At 43.8% G+C, this 22,987-nt stretch carries 23 protein-coding genes; 17 read left to right on the top strand and 6 right to left on the bottom strand.

Going from position 1 to position 22,987, the window contains the following annotated elements; translation table 11 throughout:
• Nucleotides 1-57 precede the first annotated feature (57 nt).
• The 4 genes from AC3ITG_RS20175 (at nucleotide 58) to AC3ITG_RS20160 (ending at nucleotide 4,626) form a co-directional block, all read left to right on the top strand.
• Complete coding sequence (locus tag AC3ITG_RS20175; protein ID WP_163757451.1) at nucleotides 58-771, top strand: response regulator transcription factor; 714 nt, start codon at nucleotides 58-60, stop codon at nucleotides 769-771.
• A gap of 98 nt (nucleotides 772-869) precedes the next feature.
• Complete coding sequence (locus AC3ITG_RS20170) at nucleotides 870-1,760, top strand: sensor histidine kinase (protein WP_489251165.1); 891 nt, start codon at nucleotides 870-872, stop codon at nucleotides 1,758-1,760.
• A gap of 171 nt (nucleotides 1,761-1,931) precedes the next feature.
• Nucleotides 1,932-2,702 carry an ABC transporter ATP-binding protein gene (locus tag AC3ITG_RS20165; RefSeq protein ID WP_163757455.1) on the top strand — a complete coding sequence of 257 codons (771 nt, stop codon included), beginning with the start codon at nucleotides 1,932-1,934 and terminating at the stop codon, nucleotides 2,700-2,702.
• Nucleotides 2,677-4,626, top strand: coding sequence for an FtsX-like permease family protein (locus AC3ITG_RS20160; protein ID WP_163757457.1), 1,950 nt, complete (start codon nucleotides 2,677-2,679; stop codon nucleotides 4,624-4,626). Before AC3ITG_RS20165 ends, AC3ITG_RS20160 begins: the two co-directional genes overlap by 26 nt.
• Before the next feature lie 226 nt (nucleotides 4,627-4,852).
• Here the strand turns inward: AC3ITG_RS20160 and catA are convergent, their stop codons facing one another.
• Nucleotides 4,853-5,503, bottom strand: coding sequence for a type A chloramphenicol O-acetyltransferase (gene catA, locus AC3ITG_RS20155; protein WP_489251164.1), 651 nt, complete (start codon nucleotides 5,501-5,503; stop codon nucleotides 4,853-4,855).
• A 459-nt stretch (nucleotides 5,504-5,962) separates the two neighbouring features.
• Between catA and AC3ITG_RS20150 the strand changes: the two genes are divergently transcribed.
• The 5 genes from AC3ITG_RS20150 (at nucleotide 5,963) to AC3ITG_RS20130 (ending at nucleotide 10,066) form a co-directional block, all read left to right on the top strand.
• Nucleotides 5,963-6,616, top strand: a complete 654-nt coding sequence (locus AC3ITG_RS20150; RefSeq protein WP_413024957.1) for a hypothetical protein — start codon at nucleotides 5,963-5,965, stop codon at nucleotides 6,614-6,616.
• Entirely contained in the window at nucleotides 6,613-7,170 is a 558-nt protein-coding gene (locus AC3ITG_RS20145; protein ID WP_489251163.1) for a hypothetical protein, read from the top strand. Before AC3ITG_RS20150 ends, AC3ITG_RS20145 begins: the two co-directional genes overlap by 4 nt.
• Nucleotides 7,171-7,248: 78 nt before the next feature.
• On the top strand, nucleotides 7,249-8,001 hold the full coding sequence (locus AC3ITG_RS20140) for an SMI1/KNR4 family protein (protein WP_489251162.1): 753 nt from the start codon (nucleotides 7,249-7,251) through the stop codon (nucleotides 7,999-8,001).
• A gap of 3 nt (nucleotides 8,002-8,004) precedes the next feature.
• Complete coding sequence (locus AC3ITG_RS20135) at nucleotides 8,005-9,306, top strand: hypothetical protein (RefSeq protein ID WP_489251161.1); 1,302 nt, start codon at nucleotides 8,005-8,007, stop codon at nucleotides 9,304-9,306.
• A gap of 148 nt (nucleotides 9,307-9,454) precedes the next feature.
• Nucleotides 9,455-10,066 carry an SMI1/KNR4 family protein gene (locus AC3ITG_RS20130; protein WP_489251160.1) on the top strand — a complete coding sequence of 204 codons (612 nt, stop codon included), beginning with the start codon at nucleotides 9,455-9,457 and terminating at the stop codon, nucleotides 10,064-10,066.
• Between the two features lie 99 nt (nucleotides 10,067-10,165).
• On the opposite strand, the gene AC3ITG_RS20125 is transcribed toward AC3ITG_RS20130, so the two are convergent.
• On the bottom strand, nucleotides 10,166-10,483 hold the full coding sequence (locus tag AC3ITG_RS20125) for a hypothetical protein (protein ID WP_489251159.1): 318 nt from the start codon (nucleotides 10,481-10,483) through the stop codon (nucleotides 10,166-10,168).
• Nucleotides 10,484-10,702: 219 nt separating this feature from the next.
• On the opposite strand from AC3ITG_RS20125, the gene AC3ITG_RS20120 reads away from it, so the two are divergent.
• Together AC3ITG_RS20120 and AC3ITG_RS20115 are read left to right on the top strand one after the other, a co-directional pair.
• Complete coding sequence (locus AC3ITG_RS20120) at nucleotides 10,703-10,972, top strand: hypothetical protein (protein ID WP_489251158.1); 270 nt, start codon at nucleotides 10,703-10,705, stop codon at nucleotides 10,970-10,972.
• A gap of 147 nt (nucleotides 10,973-11,119) precedes the next feature.
• A complete protein-coding gene (locus AC3ITG_RS20115; protein ID WP_489251157.1) occupies nucleotides 11,120-11,824 on the top strand; it encodes a cupin domain-containing protein in 705 nt (234 codons plus the stop codon).
• A gap of 125 nt (nucleotides 11,825-11,949) precedes the next feature.
• On the opposite strand, the gene AC3ITG_RS20110 is transcribed toward AC3ITG_RS20115, so the two are convergent.
• Entirely contained in the window at nucleotides 11,950-12,996 is a 1,047-nt protein-coding gene (locus AC3ITG_RS20110) for a Rieske 2Fe-2S domain-containing protein (protein WP_489251156.1), read from the bottom strand.
• A gap of 358 nt (nucleotides 12,997-13,354) precedes the next feature.
• Here AC3ITG_RS20110 and AC3ITG_RS20105 point away from each other — a divergent pair, with 358 nt between their 5' ends.
• Together AC3ITG_RS20105 and AC3ITG_RS20100 are read left to right on the top strand one after the other, a co-directional pair.
• Nucleotides 13,355-13,801 (top strand): carboxymuconolactone decarboxylase family protein, encoded by a 447-nt coding sequence (locus AC3ITG_RS20105; protein WP_489251155.1) that lies wholly within the window; start codon nucleotides 13,355-13,357, stop codon nucleotides 13,799-13,801.
• Nucleotides 13,802-13,838: 37 nt separating this feature from the next.
• Nucleotides 13,839-14,768 carry a sigma-70 family RNA polymerase sigma factor gene (locus AC3ITG_RS20100; RefSeq protein WP_489251154.1) on the top strand — a complete coding sequence of 310 codons (930 nt, stop codon included), beginning with the start codon at nucleotides 13,839-13,841 and terminating at the stop codon, nucleotides 14,766-14,768.
• 103 nt (nucleotides 14,769-14,871) lie between these two features.
• Here the strand turns inward: AC3ITG_RS20100 and AC3ITG_RS20095 are convergent, their stop codons facing one another.
• On the bottom strand, nucleotides 14,872-15,828 hold the full coding sequence (locus tag AC3ITG_RS20095; RefSeq protein ID WP_489251153.1) for a hypothetical protein: 957 nt from the start codon (nucleotides 15,826-15,828) through the stop codon (nucleotides 14,872-14,874).
• Between the two features lie 220 nt (nucleotides 15,829-16,048).
• Entirely contained in the window at nucleotides 16,049-16,693 is a 645-nt protein-coding gene (locus tag AC3ITG_RS20090; protein WP_489254504.1) for a spore coat protein, read from the bottom strand.
• A 131-nt stretch (nucleotides 16,694-16,824) separates the two neighbouring features.
• Between AC3ITG_RS20090 and AC3ITG_RS20085 the strand changes: the two genes are divergently transcribed.
• The 3 genes from AC3ITG_RS20085 to AC3ITG_RS20075 all read left to right on the top strand — a co-directional run bounded on the left by AC3ITG_RS20085 (nucleotide 16,825) and on the right by AC3ITG_RS20075 (nucleotide 19,235).
• Entirely contained in the window at nucleotides 16,825-17,358 is a 534-nt protein-coding gene (locus AC3ITG_RS20085; RefSeq protein WP_413372236.1) for a hypothetical protein, read from the top strand.
• 34 nt (nucleotides 17,359-17,392) lie between these two features.
• Nucleotides 17,393-18,124, top strand: a complete 732-nt coding sequence (locus AC3ITG_RS20080; protein WP_489251152.1) for a DUF1361 domain-containing protein — start codon at nucleotides 17,393-17,395, stop codon at nucleotides 18,122-18,124.
• An 85-nt stretch (nucleotides 18,125-18,209) separates the two neighbouring features.
• Nucleotides 18,210-19,235 carry a serine hydrolase domain-containing protein gene (locus tag AC3ITG_RS20075; protein ID WP_489251151.1) on the top strand — a complete coding sequence of 342 codons (1,026 nt, stop codon included), beginning with the start codon at nucleotides 18,210-18,212 and terminating at the stop codon, nucleotides 19,233-19,235.
• A 111-nt stretch (nucleotides 19,236-19,346) separates the two neighbouring features.
• On the opposite strand, the gene AC3ITG_RS20070 is transcribed toward AC3ITG_RS20075, so the two are convergent.
• Nucleotides 19,347-20,327: a serine hydrolase domain-containing protein gene (locus AC3ITG_RS20070; RefSeq protein WP_489251150.1), complete on the bottom strand. Its 981-nt coding sequence runs from the start codon at nucleotides 20,325-20,327 to the stop codon at nucleotides 19,347-19,349.
• Between the two features lie 348 nt (nucleotides 20,328-20,675).
• Here AC3ITG_RS20070 and AC3ITG_RS20065 point away from each other — a divergent pair, with 348 nt between their 5' ends.
• Nucleotides 20,676-22,982: an ABC transporter permease gene (locus AC3ITG_RS20065; protein WP_489251149.1), complete on the top strand. Its 2,307-nt coding sequence runs from the start codon at nucleotides 20,676-20,678 to the stop codon at nucleotides 22,980-22,982.
• Nucleotides 22,983-22,987 lie beyond the last annotated feature (5 nt).

Here is a 22,987-nt window from a genome sequence, read left to right as displayed (position 1 = left end):
ACTAGAATGGTAAACTAGATGTAGAAGATATGTCAGGGAACGGAAAGAAGGTTGACGATGCAATCGATATTGCTGGTTGAAGATGATGCCAAGCTCGCAGGATTGCTGGGTGAATATCTGATCCGAAATGGTTTTCAAGTGCAGATTGTGGCAGATTTCCGTCATGTTCTGGATGAATTCGTGCAGATCGGCCCGGATTTGGTATTGATGGATGTAAATCTGCCTCAATTTGATGGCTACTACTGGTGTAGACAGATCCGTTCGCATTCCATATGTCCCATTCTATTTATTTCGGCTCGTGACAGTGGCATGGATCAGGTTATGGCGCTGGAACATGGGGCGGATGATTATATTACGAAGCCTTTTCAATATGAGGTCGTACTTGCTAAAGTTCGTAGTCACCTGCGTAGAGCATATGGGATGTATGCAGCTGTTCAACCAGAAATGAAAGTGAAAAATGGCTCTATGCTGCTGTACCCCGAAAGATATGTACTGGAGTTCAATGGTCTTTACGTGGAGCTGACTCAGAAGGAATCCATATTGGTCGAAGCGCTGATGGCCAAGGCAGGTCGGGTCGTGGGCCGGGAACGTTTGCTTGAACTGATGTGGGAGGATCAGCATTTTATTGATGATAATACGTTGAATGTGTACATTACACGTGTTCGCCGCAAGCTGAAGGATCTGGGGGCTGAAGAAGTTTTGGAAACCGTTCGCGGAGCGGGCTATCGATTGCTTGATTTGGAGTCACCTGTCCAAGAGGACCGACAATGAAACTGTTCTTAAGAGATCAGCTACCCCTCATCGGATTTTATTTGCTGCAAATGCTACTTGTCCCATGTGTATATTGGCTTTCAGGTGAGGATCGCCCCATGAGGATTGTTCTTTATGGCATGTTTCTGAGTACAGTGGTATTGCTCGTGTATCTGACCGTGCGTTATTTCCAGCTCCATCCATATTACCGTGTGCTCCAGCAACCACAACGGCTGGTACAAGAGCCTTTCCAATCACTTGGTAATGCCCCTGTGGCTAATTCTTTACAGGAATTGATGCATGAACTGGAGCGTAACCGTCAGAATGAGATGGGTCAATTGCGCATTCATAGTGAGCAGCAGGTTGTATTCATGAATCGTTGGGTCCATCAGATGAAGACACCCTTGTCCATTATTCAGTTGACCCTGGAAGATGTGGATGATGATAAAACTGCTGGCAGCATACAGGATGAGCTGGATAAAATTCGCAAAGGGTTGGAAATGGTACTTCATTCTTCACGCCTGGAACAGTTCGAAGGGGATTTTCGCGTAGAGCTTCTGTCTCTACCCGAGGTGGTTAGAAGCAGCGTAGCTGAGAATCGACGTTTGTTTATTCGCAGAGGAATTACGCCGGATATCCGAATGGACAACGACCTTCGAGTCTATAGTGACTCCAAATGGCTGCGGTTCATGTTTACCCAGATTTTGACCAATGCCGTCAATTACTCAGATAGCAAAGTAGGAAAAAAAGTCATGATTACTGCCTATATGAAGGAAGAACGAATCGTATTAGATATTCAGGATCAGGGTATCGGCATATCGGCTGAAGATATTCAACGTGTATTTAATCCTTACTTCACCGGAGAGCGGGGAAGACAGTATCATGAATCTACGGGTATGGGATTATATCTGGTCCGTGAGATCAGTACACGTTTGGGTAACCAGATAGAATTGTTCTCCAAACCGGATGAAGGAACATTGGTCCGATTCAGCTGGATGAATCGAAAATAGAGGTGCTTTGCCTATGGGCGAGGTGCTTTTTTTATGGAATAGGAAGGAGGGGGAACATAACCTTAAACGCTGTGTAAGGAAAGTTTAAGGTAAATCGATAGCAGGGTTGTAGGAGGTCGTTTAGGATAAGGATATGAAAAGAAAGCATAGTTTAGTTGGAGGGGAAACACCATGGAAATGTTACAAGTTTCGGCACTAAACAAAGTGTATCAGGGCAAAGTGCAGACTCAAGCCCTTAGTGATATTCATCTGACCATCAAGCAGGGTGAATTTGTAGGGATTATGGGGCCATCGGGCAGTGGGAAAACGACGTTGCTCAATATGGTCTCGACCATTGATGAGCCAAGTTCAGGCAAGGTGCTGATTAATGGCATGAATCCGTTTGATATGAAAAAGAAAGAACTCGCCATGTTCCGACGCCGTGAACTCGGGTTTGTATTTCAGGATTTTAATCTGCTCGATACCTTGACCGTTGCTGAAAATATAGTACTCCCCTTGACGCTGGACAAGGTCAAGCTGAAGGAGATGGAGAACAGACTCAATCGGATTACCACTCACCTTGGAATTGATCACATTCTGGATAAACGCGTCTATGAAATCTCGGGCGGACAGCGGCAGCGTACAGCCATTGCCAGGGCCATGATTAATATGCCATCTATTGTACTGGCCGATGAACCGACAGGTGCGCTGGATTCCACGTCATCTCAAGCGGTAATGGAGTCGCTTGAACAGATCAACCAGCAAGAGAAAACAACGATTATGCTGGTCACGCATGATCCACTTGCCGCAAGTTATTGCCATCGGATTGTGTTTATCAAGGATGGCAAGCTCGCAGCCGAAGTGCATCGTGGCGATAACCGCCAAACGTTCTTTCAACGGATTATTGATACATTATCCTTCTGGGGAGGGAATTCGCATGAGCTTTCCTCAGTTCGCCTTTAACAACATTCGTCGAAACGGGCGAGCGTACATCGCCTTTTTCCTAAGTAGTGCATTCATGGTCATGATTTTCTTTGCATATGCGATGTTTATCTATCATCCGTTTGTTGAGAAAATGCCGATAGGCAAGACTACGGCAGCGGGAATGCAGGTTGCCTCCGTCATCGTATACGTTTTCGCGATCTTCTTTGTTATGTATTCCATTAGTGCATTTCTGAAATCACGGAACAAGGAATTCGGTATTCTTACCATCTTGGGCGCAGAACCAGGACAGATTCGAAGACTGGTCATTCTGGAAAATATGTTTATCGGATGTCTGTCCATTGTGGCTGGAATAGGTGGAGGCATGTTATTATCCAAGCTGTTCCTGATGTTAACCACCCGATTTATCGGTATGGAAGATCTTCCTTTTTATTTCCCTGTGAAGGCCATGTTGATTACGGTAATTGCTTTTATAGTACTGTTCTTTTGCATTTCCCTGTTTACATTGGTCTTTATCGGAAATAAGCGAGCATTGGAGCTGCTAACGGGTTCGAGCAAACCCAAAAAGGAACCTAAAGCATCATGGATATTCTCTATTCTCGGGCTTGCGTTTCTGGCTACGGGATTCATTGCGCTTTCCGGCAGTTTGTCGAGTGAGAGTATTCTGATCGCTGCTGTGACAGGCATTGCAGGTACGTATTTTTTCTACTCGCAGCTATCCGTGCTGGGCATTCGTCTGTTGAAACGTAATCGCAAACGGGTGTGGCATGGTACACGCTTGCTATGGATTTCCGAGATGAGTTACAAAATAAAAGATAACGCACGCATGCTGTTTATGGTGACAGTGGTTATTGCGATTGCTTCCATGAGTGCAGTGGTCATTTTGTCGCTGGATCAACAAAATCGACAAGTATTTAGAGACAATCATTTTCCTATTCGTTATAACGTGTACAGTGCATCGGAAGAACCTAACATGGCACCCGTCAATGAGGTTCTTGACGCTGCGGGTCTTCAATATCAGAATGCTTATCTGGAATATTTTTGGACAAGTACGGATGATAGCGGCATCAGTGTAATGTCTCTAAGTGATTTCAACCAGTTCAACACAATCCAGAACAAACCGACCTATACGCTCTCAGCTCATGCCAGTATATTCATTGATTCACGCAATGTGGAGAAGCCTCGACATGAAGAAAGATTTCGTTCCTATGCCAAGGGCGATCAGTTAACGCTGGATATGAATTCAGGGCCAGTTACATTCGATATTAAATATACTGAAAATGAACCGGAATTCAACGGGCTTCTGTATACCTCAGCCCTAGTTATTGTAAGTGATGAAGAGTTTAAGGCTCTTTCCGGACAATTGGACAAAGATTCTGTGTCCGGTAAATATCTTTATCATATCCCTTCATGGGGGGGATCGGTCCCTGATCGGCAATCATCCGAAGCAATGGTTAGCGATCGGCTGGCGGGCATGGATGAGATCATTAGGAATAACTCTAATGATAAAGACTTTTCTGGCTTTTTCACGACGCGATATGCTGACTTCGAAGAATTCAGACAGACAACGGCACTCTTTACCTTTTTGGGGATATTCATTGGACTGATCTTCTCGATCTCCTCAGCCAGCTTTCTCTATTTCAGGCTGCACACGGATCTGGAGGCAGATGGGAAAATGGTGCATTCCTTGTCTAAAATGGGTCTCAGTTTTCAGGAGATGAAACGATCATCCACAATTCAGATCGCGGTTCTCTTTTTCTTCCCAATCCTGATCTCAATTGTTGAAACGCTCGTTGTTGTTAAGCCGTTTCTGACTGAATTCGGTATTACGAATTATACTGTTCCGGTATTAACCGTATTTGGTGCATTTCTGCTGGCACAGACCTTCTATTTCTTCGTCATTCGTTCAAGATATATATCTTCACTACGCAAAATGATGGTTTAGAGTTAGCGGTTTTGTGGACGCAATATGAGCATACGATCGCAATCACGGCGGACGAATCGCTGATTTTAACGGCCCAGTAAGGATAACATAGTTTATTGTTTTATCAGTCTGATGATATAGCTTCTCTATGAAAATTGGAGAATTAAAACAGCGTCAGCCAGGGACGAGAAAATGATGTCCTGGGCTGACGCTGTTTGTTTGAACTTTTATTAACTAATGAATCGATTCACAGCCATTTCGTATACTGATCTGCGAGTGATTGTAACTCATTGTACAGCATACTGGCATGGTAGCCGTCGCAAACGGCATGATGGAATTGGACCGATAGTGGCAGCAGTATCTTTCTGTCAGACTGAAAATATTTTCCCATTGTAAAAATGGGTAGTAAATAGGTTCCTTCGTTATAGACGTTCAGATTGAAGCTGGAGAAACTGACCCACGGAATACTAGAAATGGGGAAGGTATTTGGTGGTTCTTTTGGTTTCGCAACAAATTGTTTAATATTTCCGTACTTCTCTAGATCATCAAGATATCGTTTGTAGAAATCATTAAAATCTTCACTGTACAAAGTCCACATACTTGAAAAACTCTTATCTTCATCATGGAAAATGGTAAAGCTAGGCGACATTCTGTCCCAATAACCCAATCTGCCATCGGAATCGAGACTGGTGCGATACTCCCTGTGGCGGTTTACCGTCGTTGTTATCATGTGGATTAGGGTTGGATAAAGCTTAATTCCCTTATTCTTAAGTTTGGCTAGCAACCGGGTTATGTCAATATTAGCCGTCATACTATAGGTGCATCTAACATGGTTTATATAATGTTCGAAATAGGGCTTTCTGCTCCAGTTCTCTACGTCAATCCGATTAAAAATCATTAATTATTACCTCCTAAAAATAATATTGAATTCTTCATTTTAGGAGGTATGTTCGACTGATTTAACCATATCCTATCACAATCCCAAGAAATTATTTTTACTGCTATATAGTACCACATCGAATCGCGTTCTTGTATGTTTCCAATTTCAATACAAATGGCAAATTAATCTTTGACTTAGAGTATACACCATCATGAGAGCCCAAACATTAAGAGTCTCCTCTTATTTAAGAACATAGAGGCCACAACCTTGTGATGCGAAACATACTTTGTGACGTCGTTTTTGTAAAAACGATGAGCTTATCTGATTAGGTTTCTTGTGATCAGCAACATAGTTTCATATAATTTTAGATAGTACAACTGGTAAATGTTGATTGTTTGGATTCGGTCATACTCCATGTGGGTAATGAAATGCGGCATTCTATGATTTTTCCTGAAGGAGTTATAAAGGAGGATGATCATGAAATTTCGTTTAAAGATTACTATATTTGCAGTGATTATAGGCACGTTACTCATTCCAGCCTATTTCATTTTACAGACGTATGGTGTGTTTCAAAAAGAGAAGGTGCTCTCTGATTATGCTCTTGCTGTCGACGTGAATGGCAAATCCTATGAAGCCTGGCCGCTCATCAACAGTTTCGCTGCCATGGACAAGGAGGAAGACAACAGGCAGTTATATTACCGTGTAGATATGAATCATATCCAATACCTTTTTCACATCGCTTATCAGGAGTTTGATGTTCGACCCAGTGAAGATAATCCCTATCTGGCGGGTACAGTGAGCTATCAATCCACAGAAAATGAATATGTAAAATCTGAAAAGCAATATACCAATGCCAAAGATTTTACAACGGTGTTGAATTTTTATAATAAGGACAAAGAAGTGATTTATACTTATCAAAATACTGGAAAAGGGGATGGACAGCTGGTTCAATCTATCATTCATCAGGGGATGAGTCGTTCTAGCAATGGAGGCAGCGAAGCTGCTCGTGATCCTTATATCAACGTTACGGCTTTGTTCCATGATAAGTTAGACATCGATGTGAAGCTGGATGTGGATGAAGAACATAAAGTCGTAACTATTCGAATGAATAAAGCGGAGGCGAGATCATGAATTTATTTGGTGTACATAAAGGACCTACATATTTGGAAGGTTTGGTTCGGGAGATTTCGGATGTTCAGACTCATGAAGTCGAATGGAAAGGCAAGTTGCAAACGAGCGATGGACATGACAAGTTCCATATTTTTTATTATGGTGACTTAACCGAAGATGATCTGATAACCTGGCATGATTCGACACCACTCATTGTATATGCAGAGCATACCGTAACAGGGGAACGTTACTTGCTCATCGATTCAGCCAAACATGGTTATGATGCCATGTTGTGTGAGACATATCCAGAGGAAGACCATAATAACAGGCCGCTAAGGCCCTACCTGGACGTCGAAGGGGAAGACATATTTGAAGTAAAGCTATCTGCCTTTTACAACGTACCGTGGGATGATGAGTTCGGGGAAGATGTAGATGAAGACGGAACCTACGAATTAATTACGGGAGAGCGCATGGATTTTGAACAGGTGAAACGTGACGGCTATGATGCATTTGCCATTAGCATTGTAAACCGCAAGGGTGTACTAACCGAGATTGTGCAGGAAGAATTGGCTTAGCCTTAACCTGGTTGAATTGCTGATCGATTGAATGAACTGTCGTGAATTGAACGAAACGATCTTAGGGAGATGTCGTGAATGTATATAGTAACTCGTGCGTTGAAGCCCGTACCGGCTAAGGAACTGGATCATTTTGAAGAACAGCATTCCATCTCGTTACCTGCGTCATATCGCCAATGGCTGGAACAATACGGGGAAGGCACGTATACGGGCTGGATGAATGTGCAGCGGCCGGATCAGGAGGTACTGAAACCTTTTGCTGAATATGATTTTTGGATGCACACGGAGGATACACCAGTTACTCAGGATCAGCTTCAGGAGTGCATCAGTATCGGCAGTTCGGTGGATGGTGATTTCCTGGCGATTCATCCAGATGTGAAGGGATTGTTGTGGCTCCCGCGTCATGATGAGCATATTATTCTATGGACATGCTCTGAAGCAGACTTTGGAGAGACACTGGACCAGATCTATTGCGAATATTACCATCAGGATAAACCGCTGACCCCGGCGTATTTTGAACCGTGGAACGAGCTGCGAAACCATACGTTCTACCACTTGGTTAACGTTGAGCGTGAAGGCTCCATGAAAGAAATGGCCGATTTGTGTAAAAGTAAATTCAAGTGGGATGCAGTGATGGAAAATGAGTATACATGTAAGCTTTTTAGGGTCTCCATGGGTGGCTATTTACGCTTTAATTATACGAACGGCAGGGAAATTGCGCTTTTCTATGAAGAAATGCCTGGGATGGAAGGTGCAACGGATCATGATCTGGATCAATTTTTGCTGGCACATCACTGTACAGTTATGGACATAGGCGGAGTGGAGGAATAATCATTGAGTTGGATAAACGAAGAAATTGCGGAAACATGGCGTAATGAAGGCAAACGATACGCAAAAGATGTCAATGCACTTGTACGCAGAGGCATGGCAGGAGAACAACTGGATGAATCGGAGCTCGCGGAGGATGCCAGAACGCAGATCAGCACTGAAGTGTGGGAGATGGTGAAGCAAGCTAATCTTCAAGGGGATTTGGAACGGCTTCGGCTTGAACTGCCTGCTGCAACATGGCCAATGAACGAAAATTTTCAATCTTCCATGCAGGCCGTTCGGGTAGTAGGTTATCTGAACACAGAAACAATAGTATTCACAACCGGCACCTTCACGGAGAATGGCTGTGTATATACGGCTGATCAAGATGGATGGTTGCCATTCTCTCAGTATACCTTCGCAGGTTGTTCGTCAGACGGCGTAGACTATGCGCTGGCCGGATCGGAAGGTATTCGCATCACCAGACAACCAGATCGTCAACTGGAAGGAAAAGAGCTTGCGGTGCATAGCTGGGAAGATATTCAATCCAGTATTCAGAAGGCTTTGCCACGCATTGAATCCCTTGCTGACTGTGAGCATCCAGAACGCACACTTGAAGGACTTATTCCATTTAATGATGGGAAATCCGTTCTTATCTTCTCCAATTATGGAATCTACCTGGTAGACCAAGAGCAGGTATCCCTGCTGCACCCGGATCCTGCAGAGATCGAAGAATATGAGTTGGAAGATACACAGATTGATATGGGTCATGCAGCAGTCTCACGTGACGGTCGCTGGATTGCCTACGGCAGCCAGGTTAGTAACCATATGGTTCTGGATCGCGAACAGAATAAGACATATTCGCTTTATCCTGCATCCAGCTATCCACATTATGCGGTATTCACTGCAGACAGCTTAGAGGTATGGTTTAATGCCTGTCACTTTTATAACGGTGTTACAATACAAGTTCAGCTGGAAACGATCGATGGTAATGAGAGTAATGAAAATTGGCCTGTAATGGATGAGAATGCCCGTGTTTATGCTGCAGTAGAATTGGATGCAGGTATGGTGCTTGGTGACGCATACGGATATTTATATTGTGTGAATGGTGATGGGCAGGAAGTGTGGAGACATTTTGTAGGCAGCACCATCTATTCCTTGGCGAGCTCTCCTGACCAGTCCAAGCTTGCAGTGGGTACGTTCGGGGGCATGCTGCATATTCTTGATCTACACTCTTATCTGATGGATGAGTATGGCATAGGCACAGGCAACCTCCGTGAAATTGAGCGCTATGTGTTATGGCGTGGAGAAGAACCTTTACGCTGGTAAACCCCAATAAATGAAGATCAAGACTGAAGAAAATTTTTGTGTAATTATGGGAATCTTGTATGTCTTGGCTCCTGTACTGAATCGACCTACGCTAGATTGTGAAGTTATGGTCCTGATCGAAGACGGTGGGGAAGAGGAGGGATGCATCATGACACCTGAGACTAATGCAAAATGGAATGAATTGTTCGATGCGCTGAATGAGCTCCTGAACGAAAAAATCCAAGATGACGAAATTCGACAGTTATACGAGGAATACCAGCATCGGGAGGGTGCTTCTGAGCACAGCCTAACCGCATTTGAGACGGAGTATGGCGTCCAGCTGCCAGAGGATTTCCGTGCCTTCTATAAGCGTAAGGACGGTAGTGGTTATGCATTTCATATCTTGTATCCGGGTGATGCGGAGGCAGAGGAATGTAACCCGTTTTATCTGATGTCATTGAAGGAAATTCGAGAAACCAAACAATACTTCTGTGAAGTGGATGAGAAGCTAGACGAGTACTATTCCGCGGAAGAGATCAGCAAACTGGACCCCGAGATTAAGCCCTATTTATTCCATAAAGCGTGGATACCTTTTGCAACGATGGCGGGAGGCTCCCTTTATTTGATGCTTGATTTTGATCCGGCAGAGAAGGGGACTTACGGACAGATTATTATGTATGTGCATGATCCGGATTTTGTTTATTATGTGTCTGAGACGTTTAGAGACTTGCTGGAAGTGTCCAACCGTAATCTGAAGATTATGGATGAGATTGAGTATTGAGCAGGCAGTAAGCCGTTCAAAAGAAGGGAATCATGAGATGTTTTAAAAGAAAGTTGAACAAGGACAGGAGCTGCCGGTAGCAGCTCCTGCATTGCTATTTTACCCTTGAAAGAAACGATGGCCGTGGAAACCTCCGCCAGGCCCCCCTGGTCCTCCATGCCCTCCTCCATGAGGTCCTCCGCCATGAGGACCTCCAGGATAGCCGCCTCCAGGGAATGTACCGTGTGGTCCGCCTGGGTAGCCACCACCCGGATAGCCACCGTGCCACCAAGGACCACCGATCGGAAATGGCAGTGGAAACGGGACGAAGGGTGGGTATGGATATGGATAAGGGTAGGGATAAGGTGGTGGTGGATAATAAGGGTAAGGATAACCCGCTGATTGCGGGGACGAAACAGAACTAGGGCCGTACGCCATGTTGCATGCCTCCAATGACTCAATTGATGATATTAGCCTATGCCACGATGTAAACAGATGACACAACGGATTTAACATAACGAAACAAGCGCAGAGGGGGGAGATGAGTGTTGACCGTTTCTTTTCATACTGATCCAAGAGGCACTGCCTATGAACAGTTGATTGACGAATTGATCGAGAAGACTGATCGTTTTTTACTAGTTGACAGACGACGGTACAATGAAGACGAACCACCAGGGGTTTCAAAAGTATTGCGAAGACTCCAGCCTTACCTTCAAATATCTGGAAATTGTTTATTCCGGTATACGAGAGTTTCCTCCCGAACTGGTGAAACTTAAAAACCTCAGGGCATTGCTGGTTACGAATTCATTAATTGATGGGACACCAGATATCGTTACACGAATGAACTGGTTGGAGTATGTGGACTTGATGAACATTCCGCTCGGTACCAGTTGGCAAGAGGTTTGGAACATGAAAAAAGACAAATAACGAACAAACCCTAATCATGCTTTCAGCGTCAGGGTTTGTTTAGATAAACGAGCCTTGGGCATAAATGGGCTCACGCATAAAAGCCCAGAGCATAAGCTGGCGTATAGGTTATCACCTAAACCGAGAGCGAAGGGCAGGCGTTTTATTTTGGCAACTTCCTATATGGACTACACCTTACCAACCACCCAATTTACATTTGACGTGAACCAGAATCCTTTCTTCAAAAAAGACGGAAATAACTATATTAACTTTCTCTCCATTCATCAACTAAACACATTGGGAAACGTGTCCTTGCTGGACATTTTTCTTAGCACGGGCAATGTGGTTGAACCTCATATTCATCAGAATGCATCCGAGCTGGTGTATTGTATCAGTGGTTCAGCCGTCGTTTCCCTCATCAATCCATTTACCAATGAGTTGTTAAACTTTACGATTACCCCGGGTCAAGTAGCGAATGTTCCGCAAGGCTGGTGGCACTATGAAATTGCAACGGTAGATCAGACCCATCTGCTGGCTATCTTCGATGCCCCGGTTCCTGAAGCTATATTTGGCTCGGACATTTTACGACTGACACCTGCGAGTGTTCTGGCCCACACGTATTGTCTGGATGAGAACAAGGTGAAGGAAACGCTTGCTCCAATTCAAAAAACGGTAATCGTTGGACCGCCTGTGGACTGTGTTACTCAAGTTTCCCCAGCCACAAACATGCCACACCCGAATAGCCAGCCTAACGCACAGCCGTATGTGAATCGCCTTCCATATTGGGGAACATGGGTTGATCCCCGTATTATTCACGAACCAGGCTGTCTGTATTATACAGAACTTCCTGTAAGCACGAGTAATCAAGGGTAAGTCACACAGATAGGCATATCATAAGTGGGATCAACCCCAGTACATTGTCACGAGCGAAAGTGTAGCAATTATAGAAAAAGAAGCGTTCGTATGAACACTTCTTTTTTTGTTCATTTTTGTTCAATTTATGATGTGTAATTTCGTCCCAAACCAAGTTCTGTCAATAACTGACGATAAGCGATAGAGGTACGGTCTGCGGGAATGTGCGCTTCTGCATGCAGATCCAGCGGCAAATCCTCTGGCTTTTGTGATTCCACCATTTCACGATCTTCCTCAAACACCTGCAAGTTAAACTTGATTGTATCTTCTATCGGAGCATCCTTGTCAAAGTTACGGGTAATCGGACAGAACAACCGCGTAAAACGTGCTGAGATGGGAGAGGCACAGTTCAGAATGTTCAGCTTGTCGTTCTCCGGGAAGTGAACGGTAAGTGATGCGGCGAATGGTGGAAATACGCGGAATTCACGCAGCCACTGAAAACCTTCGGGTGCCACATTATCCTGACCTTTGCCATAGTTGCTAACGGAACTCCAGTATTCGGCAAGCAGTTCATTGCCTTCGCGTTTTACTTTGTATTGGGGCACTTCCGTGTTGTTTCGGTCCCCGAACGTCTCGGTATGCACGTAGGCAAAATGGGATACATCCAGAAATCCTTCCATTTGACGCCCAGCAGAACCTGCGATATCAAAGTTCGGGGGCAGGATGTTGATATAATCCGGATCATCCCATCCCGGGAATGCAGGAATCTGCTCGTCGGTACCGGCGAGTGAAGTCCAGATCAGGCCATAACGTTCGACCGCAGGATATACGATAAGTTTCAGTTTGGGAGATATTTTGGAGCTTGGGTGTGCAGGAACTACGGTACATTTACCCTCACAGTCGTAACGGAAACCATGATAAGGGCAGACAATTTCTCCATTTTCCACCCAACCTTTACTGAGCGGAGCACCACGGTGAAAACAAAGATCCTTGGCAACTACAACTTTGTCGTTGCTGCGATACAGGACCAAGCGGACATCAAGCAATTGAGCGGCCAGTGGTTTATCTGTCACTTCGCTTGCCTGGGCAATCGGATACCAATATTGAGATAATACATGCCAGTCTTCAGCGGAGAACGTGCAGCCGCGAGGCAGTTCGGATGTAAGTTGAGGATTGGAATTGGAAGTTATCATGGAAGTCACTCCTTGCTAGGATAATGAATCGTTCATTTTTTTATGTTAGGAAAGTTTACTTTGTAGCCGTATGTTACTACTCTTTTGTTTCGTGTATCAATATGTATAATCATTATTTGTTCAAAATCACAAACAAAACATCAAACAGCTAACATAAATACGGAATTATCAGTTTATACATAACGCTTTATGTAAAATATATTCATGCCGGGCAAGCTCCACGCAGATTAATCATCTTAACTTTTTTAAGCTAAATCTGTGCCCGAATATGCTGAAGAAATTTTTTATAGAAAAAATGTCACAGATGTGAGCCTTGATTTGTCTTAAGGTTGTAGACCAAAATACGGAGGCGAATGCAATGAGTTTAAGAGTAAACTATAGAGTGGCTAATCCAGGGGCTTTCAAAGCAATGATGGCTATGGAGCAGCATGTTTCGGGTCAGTTTGAAGATAAAGTGTTATATGAGCTGTTGAAAATCCGTGTATCGCAAATCAATGGCTGTGCGTTTTGTCTCGATATGCATGCCAAAGATCTGTTGAAGCTTGGAGATTACGCCGATCACATTTTGCTGTTGAGTGTGTGGCGTGAGGTACCTTTGTTTACGGAAAAAGAACGTGTTATGCTGGAACTGGCTGAAGCCGTAACCCTTATTTCGGATCAAGGCGTGCCACTTGAATTGTATGAAAAAGTTAAAAAACATTTCAGTGATGCCGAACTGTTGGATCTGATCATGGCGATCAACACGATTAATAGCTGGAACCGGATTGCCATTACAACAGGGATGTATCCAGGCTGCTTTAATTAAGTAAACATTCGACCATCTGCCAGAGGAGGCCATTCTCATGAAATTCAATCCCCTCACCAATGAGCCAGAAGTGTCTTCTCTGGAAGTTGGTGAATTGTATATTCGTTATAAAGCCTATGCCTTTTCCATTGCTTACCGCATGCTTGGCAGTGTTGTGGAGGCTGAAGATATTGTGCAGGATTGTTTTGCAGAGCTTCAGAGCAAGTCTCTTGATGATATCCGTAATGCCAAGTCCTATATTGCTAAACTAATCGTAAACCGGAGTCTGAATCTGCTAAACTCTGCCCGTAATCAAAGGGAAAGTTATGTTGGAGAATGGCTTCCCGAGCCGATGAGTTACGGTGAAATGGGAAACATTCCGGAAGAAACCGTGCAGCAGAAGGAGATGATCTCCTATGCTTATCTGGTTATACTGGAGCAGCTTTCCCCGATAGAGCGTGCCGTTTTTGTACTTCGTGAGGCTTTCCAGTATGAATATACGGAAATAGCGGATTGGTTGGGCAAATCAGAGAGCAACTGCCGTCAGATCTTTAGTCGGGCCAGACGCAAGCTTCCCGATAGGCTTCCGCCGATGGAACAGAGTTCTGCAAATTATGCTGCAAAAAAGCAATTGCTGGCTCGTTTTACAACCGCTTTTCTAAATTATGATGTCTCCGAGATGCTTGAGCTGCTTGCCGAACAACCCGTTTTTACGGCAGATGGCGGTGGACGTGTGCATACGGTCATGAGAACGATGAGAGTTCATAAAGGTGTACTCGCTTTGTTGACCTCTCGCAGGGTACTTACCAGATTGCGAGAACGAGAGTGGGTGCCCACAGTTATCAACGGAGAGTCTCACTTTGCGTTATTGGAGAACGGGCGGTTGTCCGAAGTGCTGTGTCTGGAGCTGGACTCTCTCGGAGAACGGATTGAGGGATTCTATCTCGTTGTGAATCCAGACAAACTTACATCAGTATCGACGACATAGTACAATATTGGAACGGAATGGAATAAGAAGTCATAAAGGCAAGCAAAAGCGGCACACCTGTAAAGAGGGTGCCGCTTTTTTTACTTTGGACCGGTTACACTCATTAATCATTGGCAAACAGGCTTTCAACATGGTCAGTGATTTCTTTAATTTCCGGGGTAAGTTCGTCATTGTTCTCATCGAGAAGATGTAAAATCTTCTCCACTGTATCCAGAAGGACACTCTTCGTATTGGGCTCCCTATTTGCCACAGCCTTCTGGTATGCTTTTTTCACTTCTGGATCGATAGTACGAATTTCTTCTTCCGTGTACCAATCATAGGCGGGAGAGTTATCACTTCCATAAAACAGGTAACCAACGTACAGTGAATTCTTGACTACTGACGCACGATTAGAGCTTGGAAAGTTATTCAGGAAAGCTTCCTTCTCTAGAGTACGCCGGATGAGTTCATTCCAGGTTATGATAAAGGCCGCATCGGAAGTTGTGGGCTGGTTGGATTCCGCAGCCATAATATCAATGTAAGCAACAATGTCAGGTTTCACGTAGGGCTGAAACTTTTTGTACACCTCATAATTGATGATGGGATAGTATAGACCTTCACTGGTTTCCAGTTTGAATCCCAGATCGGTAGCTTCCTGCAAGAGCTTGCGAACCGTTGGATCTTTAATCACTTTGAGCAGACTGCTATATGTAAGCTTTTGTTCATAACCTATGTTGGTATGGGCTTCATAGAGAACGCTTTGAAACAGTTCCGTATACATTTTATGATCCAAGTCAGCCAGTCTGATCTTTTGCAAATTCTCCAGTTGAAGGGTCATCAAGGTGGCCTGCCAAGGTCCGACTTCATCGATATGATTCAATAGATATTTACGTGCCTGAACCAGGCTGGGCGTGGATTTCACTGCATTTTTTGAATACATTTGAAATTGATGATATACCGCTTTGGAAGCTGGGACAGGTGCAGCCAATGTAGTTTGGGATGTTATCAGAGTTGCACAGATGGCCGTAAAGCTTAATGTAATGGCTAGAAAACCAAGTTTAATTGATGGATTCAACCGCATTCAAAAACCTCCCATGTTACATAATGAGTAGTTGTGACCACATTCTGATTAAACCAGTTTCTGGCAATCAATTCAAGGTAGTATTCTTTAAAAATAAAATGTGTTATTCAAGATATGCTGCAAACATGAGATGATTCTGGAAATAACAAAGAACAGCATCTTTCAACCTTGAGTGGGTTGAAGATACTGTTCTTTGTTGATTAAGCTTATTTTAAATTAATTAATGTAGAGGTGGTTTATTGTTGATTGGCATCTGAGGTGTGCCGTTTGCTGGAACGTAGGCCTGAAGCATCTGTGTGGTATCATTTGCACTGAGTTGAGGCACTTGATAGTAGGCATGTTGATTTTGATACGTGAAAATTTCGTAAGCCATCTCGATAAACTGTTGAACCTGCGAAGCGATAACCCGGCGTACAGCTCCATTCGTAATTTCAGGTGCAGACATGGCCAGCAAAGAGGCGTGAGACTTAATTAATCCCAGCATATGACCGCTGATGCCTGCATCTTTGACATCCGAAAGGGATTGATTTGGCTTTTTTGGAGCGGATGGTTTGAGGCCATATACAGGTGGCACGATGTTCGGAATCATGTAGGTTGCCGTCTCCTGATGCGGTTTTTGTCCAGTTGAGAAACATTCTGCAGTCAGATTATATTGGGACAACATGAAGTTGTATTGACGATCAAGAATACTAAGAAGTTCAGTGTCTTGTACAAATGTCCTGAAGATCATGTATTGATCCAACACGTTGATGGCTCCTGACAGAATTTCATGCATATCGAACATTTCATGTCCGCCATGGTTCATCTGAGGGGTGAGACCTGGATTTGCATTAGTTGTAGGTTGCATTTGGTTTTGGGGTTGCATTGAATTTGGATTCATTGTGAATTTGATTCTCCTTTGGGAAGTGGTATGATCCTAGTATGGTCTTCAACAGTAAATTTATGTAATGTGTGTAGGTTATAAACGAAAATAGAGACAGGTATGGTGGTGGTTGGATGGAAACCGATTGGAGTGTTCCCAAAGGGTTATTCGTTAAACATTATGGGAGCGCTATTCAAATGCATCATGGTGGTGTTTATGCGGAATATAAACAATGGGATGTGCCGCAAGAGCTGGAGCAGTCATGGATGGAAGAAAGGATACATCAGTTAACTTCTGAATTATCCATCATGAACTGGGGCGCAGTTGATGAGCTTACGTCGATTGCCAGATATCATGCGAATCCGCTGATTATCGCTGCAATTACAGCCTTCGCATCAAGACAACTGACGAGTGCGGACAGTATGGTGCGTCTGGTGTATGCGGAACGTCTGATTGAGTTGATTAAGCGGTATGAATCCATTATTCCGGTGGATAAGCTTCGTGAAGCCTATCAACTGACAATGAACTTGTTGGAGGATGTAGCAACCAAACCGTTGGTGCTTGATCCGGAACATGAACTAAAGCAATATGGGTTAAAGGATAAACGTGGACTGAATCTACGTGTGGAAAAGAACAAGGAAGAGATTATCCGCTATTTTCGGAACTGAATGTATTTCATTGGATCAAGTGAGGTAAATATCATTGAGAAAACTGAATTATATCAAAATATTTATTTTCCTTAGTGTGGTCACGATGGTGACCCTTGGTTTGTATTACGCGGCTGCAGATTGGCTGGATCAGCGCTATTTTCGCTTCCTCATCTGGAACCTGTTCTTGGGCTGGATACCTTTTGTATTCTCATATGTGGCCTATGGCTTTAGCCATGTAAAATGGAAAGGGGCAGCATGGCTTGGCGTTGCGAGCGGACTGCTATGGCTATTGTTCTTTCCCAACTCTTCCTACATTGTAACGGATCTTGTTCACCTGACGGCACGCAGTTCCCGTTATTATGGCGGAGGCAATGGATTGGACTACAAGTACTGGTATGACTTAATCGTGGTCTTAATGTTCGTTTGGACGGGCTTGTTGCTCGGATTCCTGTCGATGTATCAGCTTCAGGAAGTGATCCATTACAAAATGGGACGTTGGGTTTCATGGATCTTTGTGCTTGGGGGTTGTGCTCTGGGTAGTTACGGTGTTCTGCTGGGACGTGTATATCGCCTGAACAGCTGGGATGCGTTAACCAATCGCGAGACGCTAGTTGAACTTATGCATGAGAGTGTAAGTCGTCCATCGCTGGCTTTCTGTATGTTCTTTGGCATGTTTATTCTTACGGTCTACGCAACGTTATACTACCTAATTAATACGAGATCTTCCCGTGATAGGAAGACGGAGGTCGGAAGTTCAGAGGCTGATCTGCAAGGCTTGCGGTAATGGACTGTTTAACATTGGAACAATAACGTGATTGAACAGCATCTGAGCATGGAAATTGAATTAGAAGAAGTTAGGTGAACGATGAATGAAGCGTATAACGGATCTAACTCGCAGAATAACAGAAGTGATGGAGAACGTTGATTTTTCGGGCGTAGTTTTGATAAAACAAAACGGGCATACACTATTAAGTACGACTCGTGCATATGCCAATCGAAGTGATGAACGTTTGAATCAGCCAGATACACGGTTTGCCATTGCATCTGGATGCAAGATTTTTACGGCAGTGAGTATATGCCAATTGATTGAAAAAGGGAAATTATCGTATGATTCCAGATTGGCAGATGTCTTGAGCATTAAGTTTCCTCTATGGGATCAAGGAGTTACAATTCAGCAGCTGTTAACACATACTTCAGGCATCCCGGACTATTTTGATGAAGAAGTGATGGAGGATTTCGCTGAGTTGTGGAAGGAACGGCCCGTCTATTCGATGCGGCAATTGAATGATTTTCTGCCGATGTTTCAGCATCAGCACATGAAATCAGCTCCGGGTGAACGGTTCCATTATAATAATGCGGCATTTATCGTATTGGGCCTCATTGTTGAAGAACACACGGGGCAGTCGTTTACGGACTATGTAGAGCAATATATTTTTAACAAGTGCGGCATGTTGGATTCGGGTTACTTCGAGACAGATCGTCTTCCCCGTAATACTGCGATCGGATATATGGATCAGGAGGACGGCTCGTGGACAAGTAACATTTTTTCCATTCCTGTTAAGGGTGGGGCTGATGGTGGAGCTTATACAACAGCGCCGGATATGATTCGTTTCTGGAATGCGTTATTCAGTAATGAACTGTTGGGCGAAGAAACAACGGGAAAGTTAATCATGCCATATGTTCATGAGGATGATGAAACCTATTATGGGCAGGGGATCTGGATTGATCGGAGAGGGGAACAGTTATTTAAATATCATGTGATGGGTTTCGATCCTGGCGTGTCGTTCATGTCTTCCGTATATCCAGATCACAACGTGCAAGTTGTTGTCCTCTCAAACAAAGAATCGGGTCCTTATCCCATAACCTTTGCTGTGGAAGAGGTTCTGGTGAGATGACCTTGGTCTGAGGATTGATGTTAAGAAGTAATTGAATAACCCTATAGTTACCGGTGAATGCCGGGTAAACTATGGGGTTATTTTGTATGATCCACAACTTAAAGAAAAGGTCTATAAGAGTTTCGCCAATTGGGGTGCAATCCGTTTGGGGAACACATCCAGCGGCGGTTTTTCCTTCTTTCGTTTGTCATTGGTGAGCACGGCAACGAGTTCCAGATCCGGGACGATATATACAAATTGACCGCCAAATCCACGGGCGTAGTAATAATGGAGTATGGGAGTGGGCTGTTCCTGTTCCGCAACCTTAGCTTCTGAAGTTTCGTTGGTATAGGCATCCACCCACCAATGCCAAGCGTAACTACCATGATTGGGTGGAGTAACTGTAATGGCAGGTTTTGTAGAGCGACTAACCAGATCAATTGAAATTAGCGACTGCCCGTTCCACATGCCTTGTTGCAAAAACAGTTGCCCGAATTTCAGCAAATCCTGAGGCAACATCTTTAAGCCGAACCCCCCAGTATGCACACCCTGTGGGTCACTTTCCCATTCATAGTTTTGGATCCCCAAAGGACCAAATAGATAACGTTCCGCGAACTCGGCTACGGACATACCTGTACTTTGCATGAGGATGGCAGACAATATTTGTGATACCCCCGAATTGTATTCCATATATGTACCTGGCACATGACTTAATTGTTGTTCCAACGCAAATTTTACCCAGTGATCCGTACGTGTCATGCGCGGAAATGAATTCTGTCCTCCGAATTCGTCCCAGTTGAATCCGGCCGTCATCGTTAATAACTGCTCTAACGTAATCTCCGGTTTACGGGAGTCAGGGTCTGACACCAACTGCGGGAAAAAGGTGGAGATTGGAGTAGGAGCTTTGGACAGCCACCCGTGATCCATCGCAATACATATGAGTGCGGACAGCACACTTTTGGTACAGGAATTGATTTTTGCAATATGAGTTGCTGCTTGTTGATTGCGGTAGTGCTCGTATATAAGCTCACCACGTACGCTGACTAAGCAACTACGCAGATCCAGCGGCGGAATCATTGATTGCAACAGGGATGGTATGGATGAAGGATTCATAGTGTCCTTTCTTATTTGGGTCTTATCCCATAAATTGATTGTTCTAGAAAAAGGTTTGAACCATTATCTTAGCATACGAATAAATAAGTTCTCAATCCATACACCTCAGACTCGGGAATTAGAAAGGACTGGACCGCAGACTGATTCAGAAGTTCATATTTATTGATACACTCAGGTCAGTAACATATGGGTATATTTTACAGGTGGAAAGGGCGTGTATATTGGTTCAGAGGGTTCGACATACATGGAAATAAATTACATAAAGTGTACCTGATTATTCCAAAGTAGTGTTCCATACAAAGGAGATAGTGGTTATTCATGCTATTACGTATGTTGAGAAATGATCTTATGAGGAAAAAAGGAATCAACATCGCTCTATTTGTTTTTATTTTACTAGCGGCTTTACTTGTTTCTTCAGGTACACGAATGATTATGGAGCTAACAAGTTCAATTCACTATTTATTCACAGAATCCAAGACGCCACATGTGGTGCAAATGCACGCAGGTGAGTTGGATGAACCAAAGGTGAATGAGTGGGCACAGGCCAATGAGATGGTAGATAAACACCAGATCGTAGAAATGATTAACATTGACGGTTCTCATTTGTTGTTTGGAGCGGAGGCCGAGAAAAACAGTATTATGGATATTGATTTTGTTGTACAAAATCAGGATTTTGATCTTCTGCTGAATCTGGATAGTGAGATTGTGCGGGTGAATGATGGAGAAATTGCGGTTCCCGTTTATTACTTGCAGCAGAAGGAATTGAGCATTGGTGACAGTATTCATATTAAAGACGGTTCTTTCAGCAGAACATACAAGATCGTGGAATTTGTACGTGATGCTCAAATGAATCCATCAATTATTCACTCCAAACGTTTTGTCATCAGTCAGGGTGAATTCCAAACCTTGAAACAAAATACGGGAGAGTCGGAGTATCTGATTGAATTTCGACTTAGAGATTCCAAGATGATCAGCGACTTTACCCAAGCCTATCAAAATACGAGTTTGCCGAACGCTGGTCCTGTTGTGAACTACAATCTGTTTCAGTTGTTGAATGCGTTGACCGATGGGGTAGTCGCAGCTGTAGTCATTCTGGTTAGTTTGATCTTGATTGTGATCGCTGTACTCTGCATTCGTTTCACCATGCTCGCTACCATTGAAGAAGATTATCGAGAGATTAGCGTCATGAAAGCTATTGGCATATCCGAGCGTGATATTAAGAAACTCTACTTGAGCAAATATGTTGTTATGGCAGGACTGGGCTCCATCGCAGGCTTTCTTGCATCACTATGGGTTAACCGTTTCTTCATGTCCAATATGATGCTCTACATGGGGGCAGCTCCCAAAACATGGTTGCACTACGGCATAACATTGTTTGCGGCTGTCTTCATTTTTGCCATCGTTGTATTTTTCTGCAACCGTGTGCTTCGGCGTTTTGATCACATTTCAGCTGTTGAAGCATTACATTCAGGCGGTCTGGGTGAAACGAGAATGAGTCAAAACAGACTAAGCCTGTCCCAAAATCGATGGTTATCGGTTCCGGTTTTTCTGGGCTTAAAAGAAGTCATCCAACGACTGAAAGTGTTCCGTTTGCTGTTGTTAGTGTTTATTATTAGTTCATTTATTATGATCGTACCTATAAATTTCCTCCATACGTTACAAGCTCCTAGCTTCATTTCTTACATGGGTGTAGGTCAAAGCGATATGCGTATTGATATGAGGCACTCTGAAGATATCGAGCAGCGTTACGCAGAATTAATTGATTATGTTCAAAAGGATAAGAACGTACTTCGATACTCACCCCTTGTCACAAGCCAATTCAAAGTGTTGAACAGTGAAGGTAGCTATGATCATTTAAGCGTAGAGACAGGTGATTTTGACGTTTTTCCTTTGTCTTACGTGAACGGCACGGCACCGAAAAATGAAAATGAAATTGCTTTGTCTGATGCGAACAGTAGTGACATGGAGAAGAAGACGGGAGATACCTTGGTACTGATCGTAAATGGACAGGAAAAAACAATGACCGTCAGTGGTGTATATCAGGATGTGACCAATGGTGGAAAGACTGCAAAATCACGGCTGCCCTATAACAAAGATCGTGTGCTCTGGTATGTCTTGAGTCTGGATTTGAAAGATGACGGTAGTAAGATCTCAGATAAAATTTCGGAATATGAGCAGGCATTCTCACCTGCAAAGGTGACCGGTTTAAAAGGGTACTTATATCAAACGCTTGGAGGAACAATTCATCAGCTTAAGCTGGTTACGGTGTTGGCGCTTGTTGTGGCAGTATTGGTTACTATCCTGATCACATCATTATTCCTGAAAATGCTTGTCGCAAAGGACAGCAGTGATATCGCGATTTTCAGAAGTTTGGGATTTGCCATCTCCACAATTAAATTCAAATATGTATCGATGTCCCTTATTGTTTTGGGTGTTGGGGTCCTTGTAGGAACCTTGTTATCGAATACGGCAGGCGAGTGGTTGATCAGTGCAATAATGGCTTCTTTCGGAGCGTCCCATATTGTTTTTGTCATTGACCCGCTACAAGCATACGTACTTTGTCCGCTGCTGCTGGCAGCAACTATTATCTGTACCGCTCTAATCAGTATTCAATCCATCAAAGAAACCAGCATTTCCAAAATGATTGTCGAATAGGGGGA

This window comes from Paenibacillus sp. GL_099_B, from assembly GCF_057835695.1.
This window is presented reverse-complemented; position numbering and strand designations above follow the sequence as displayed.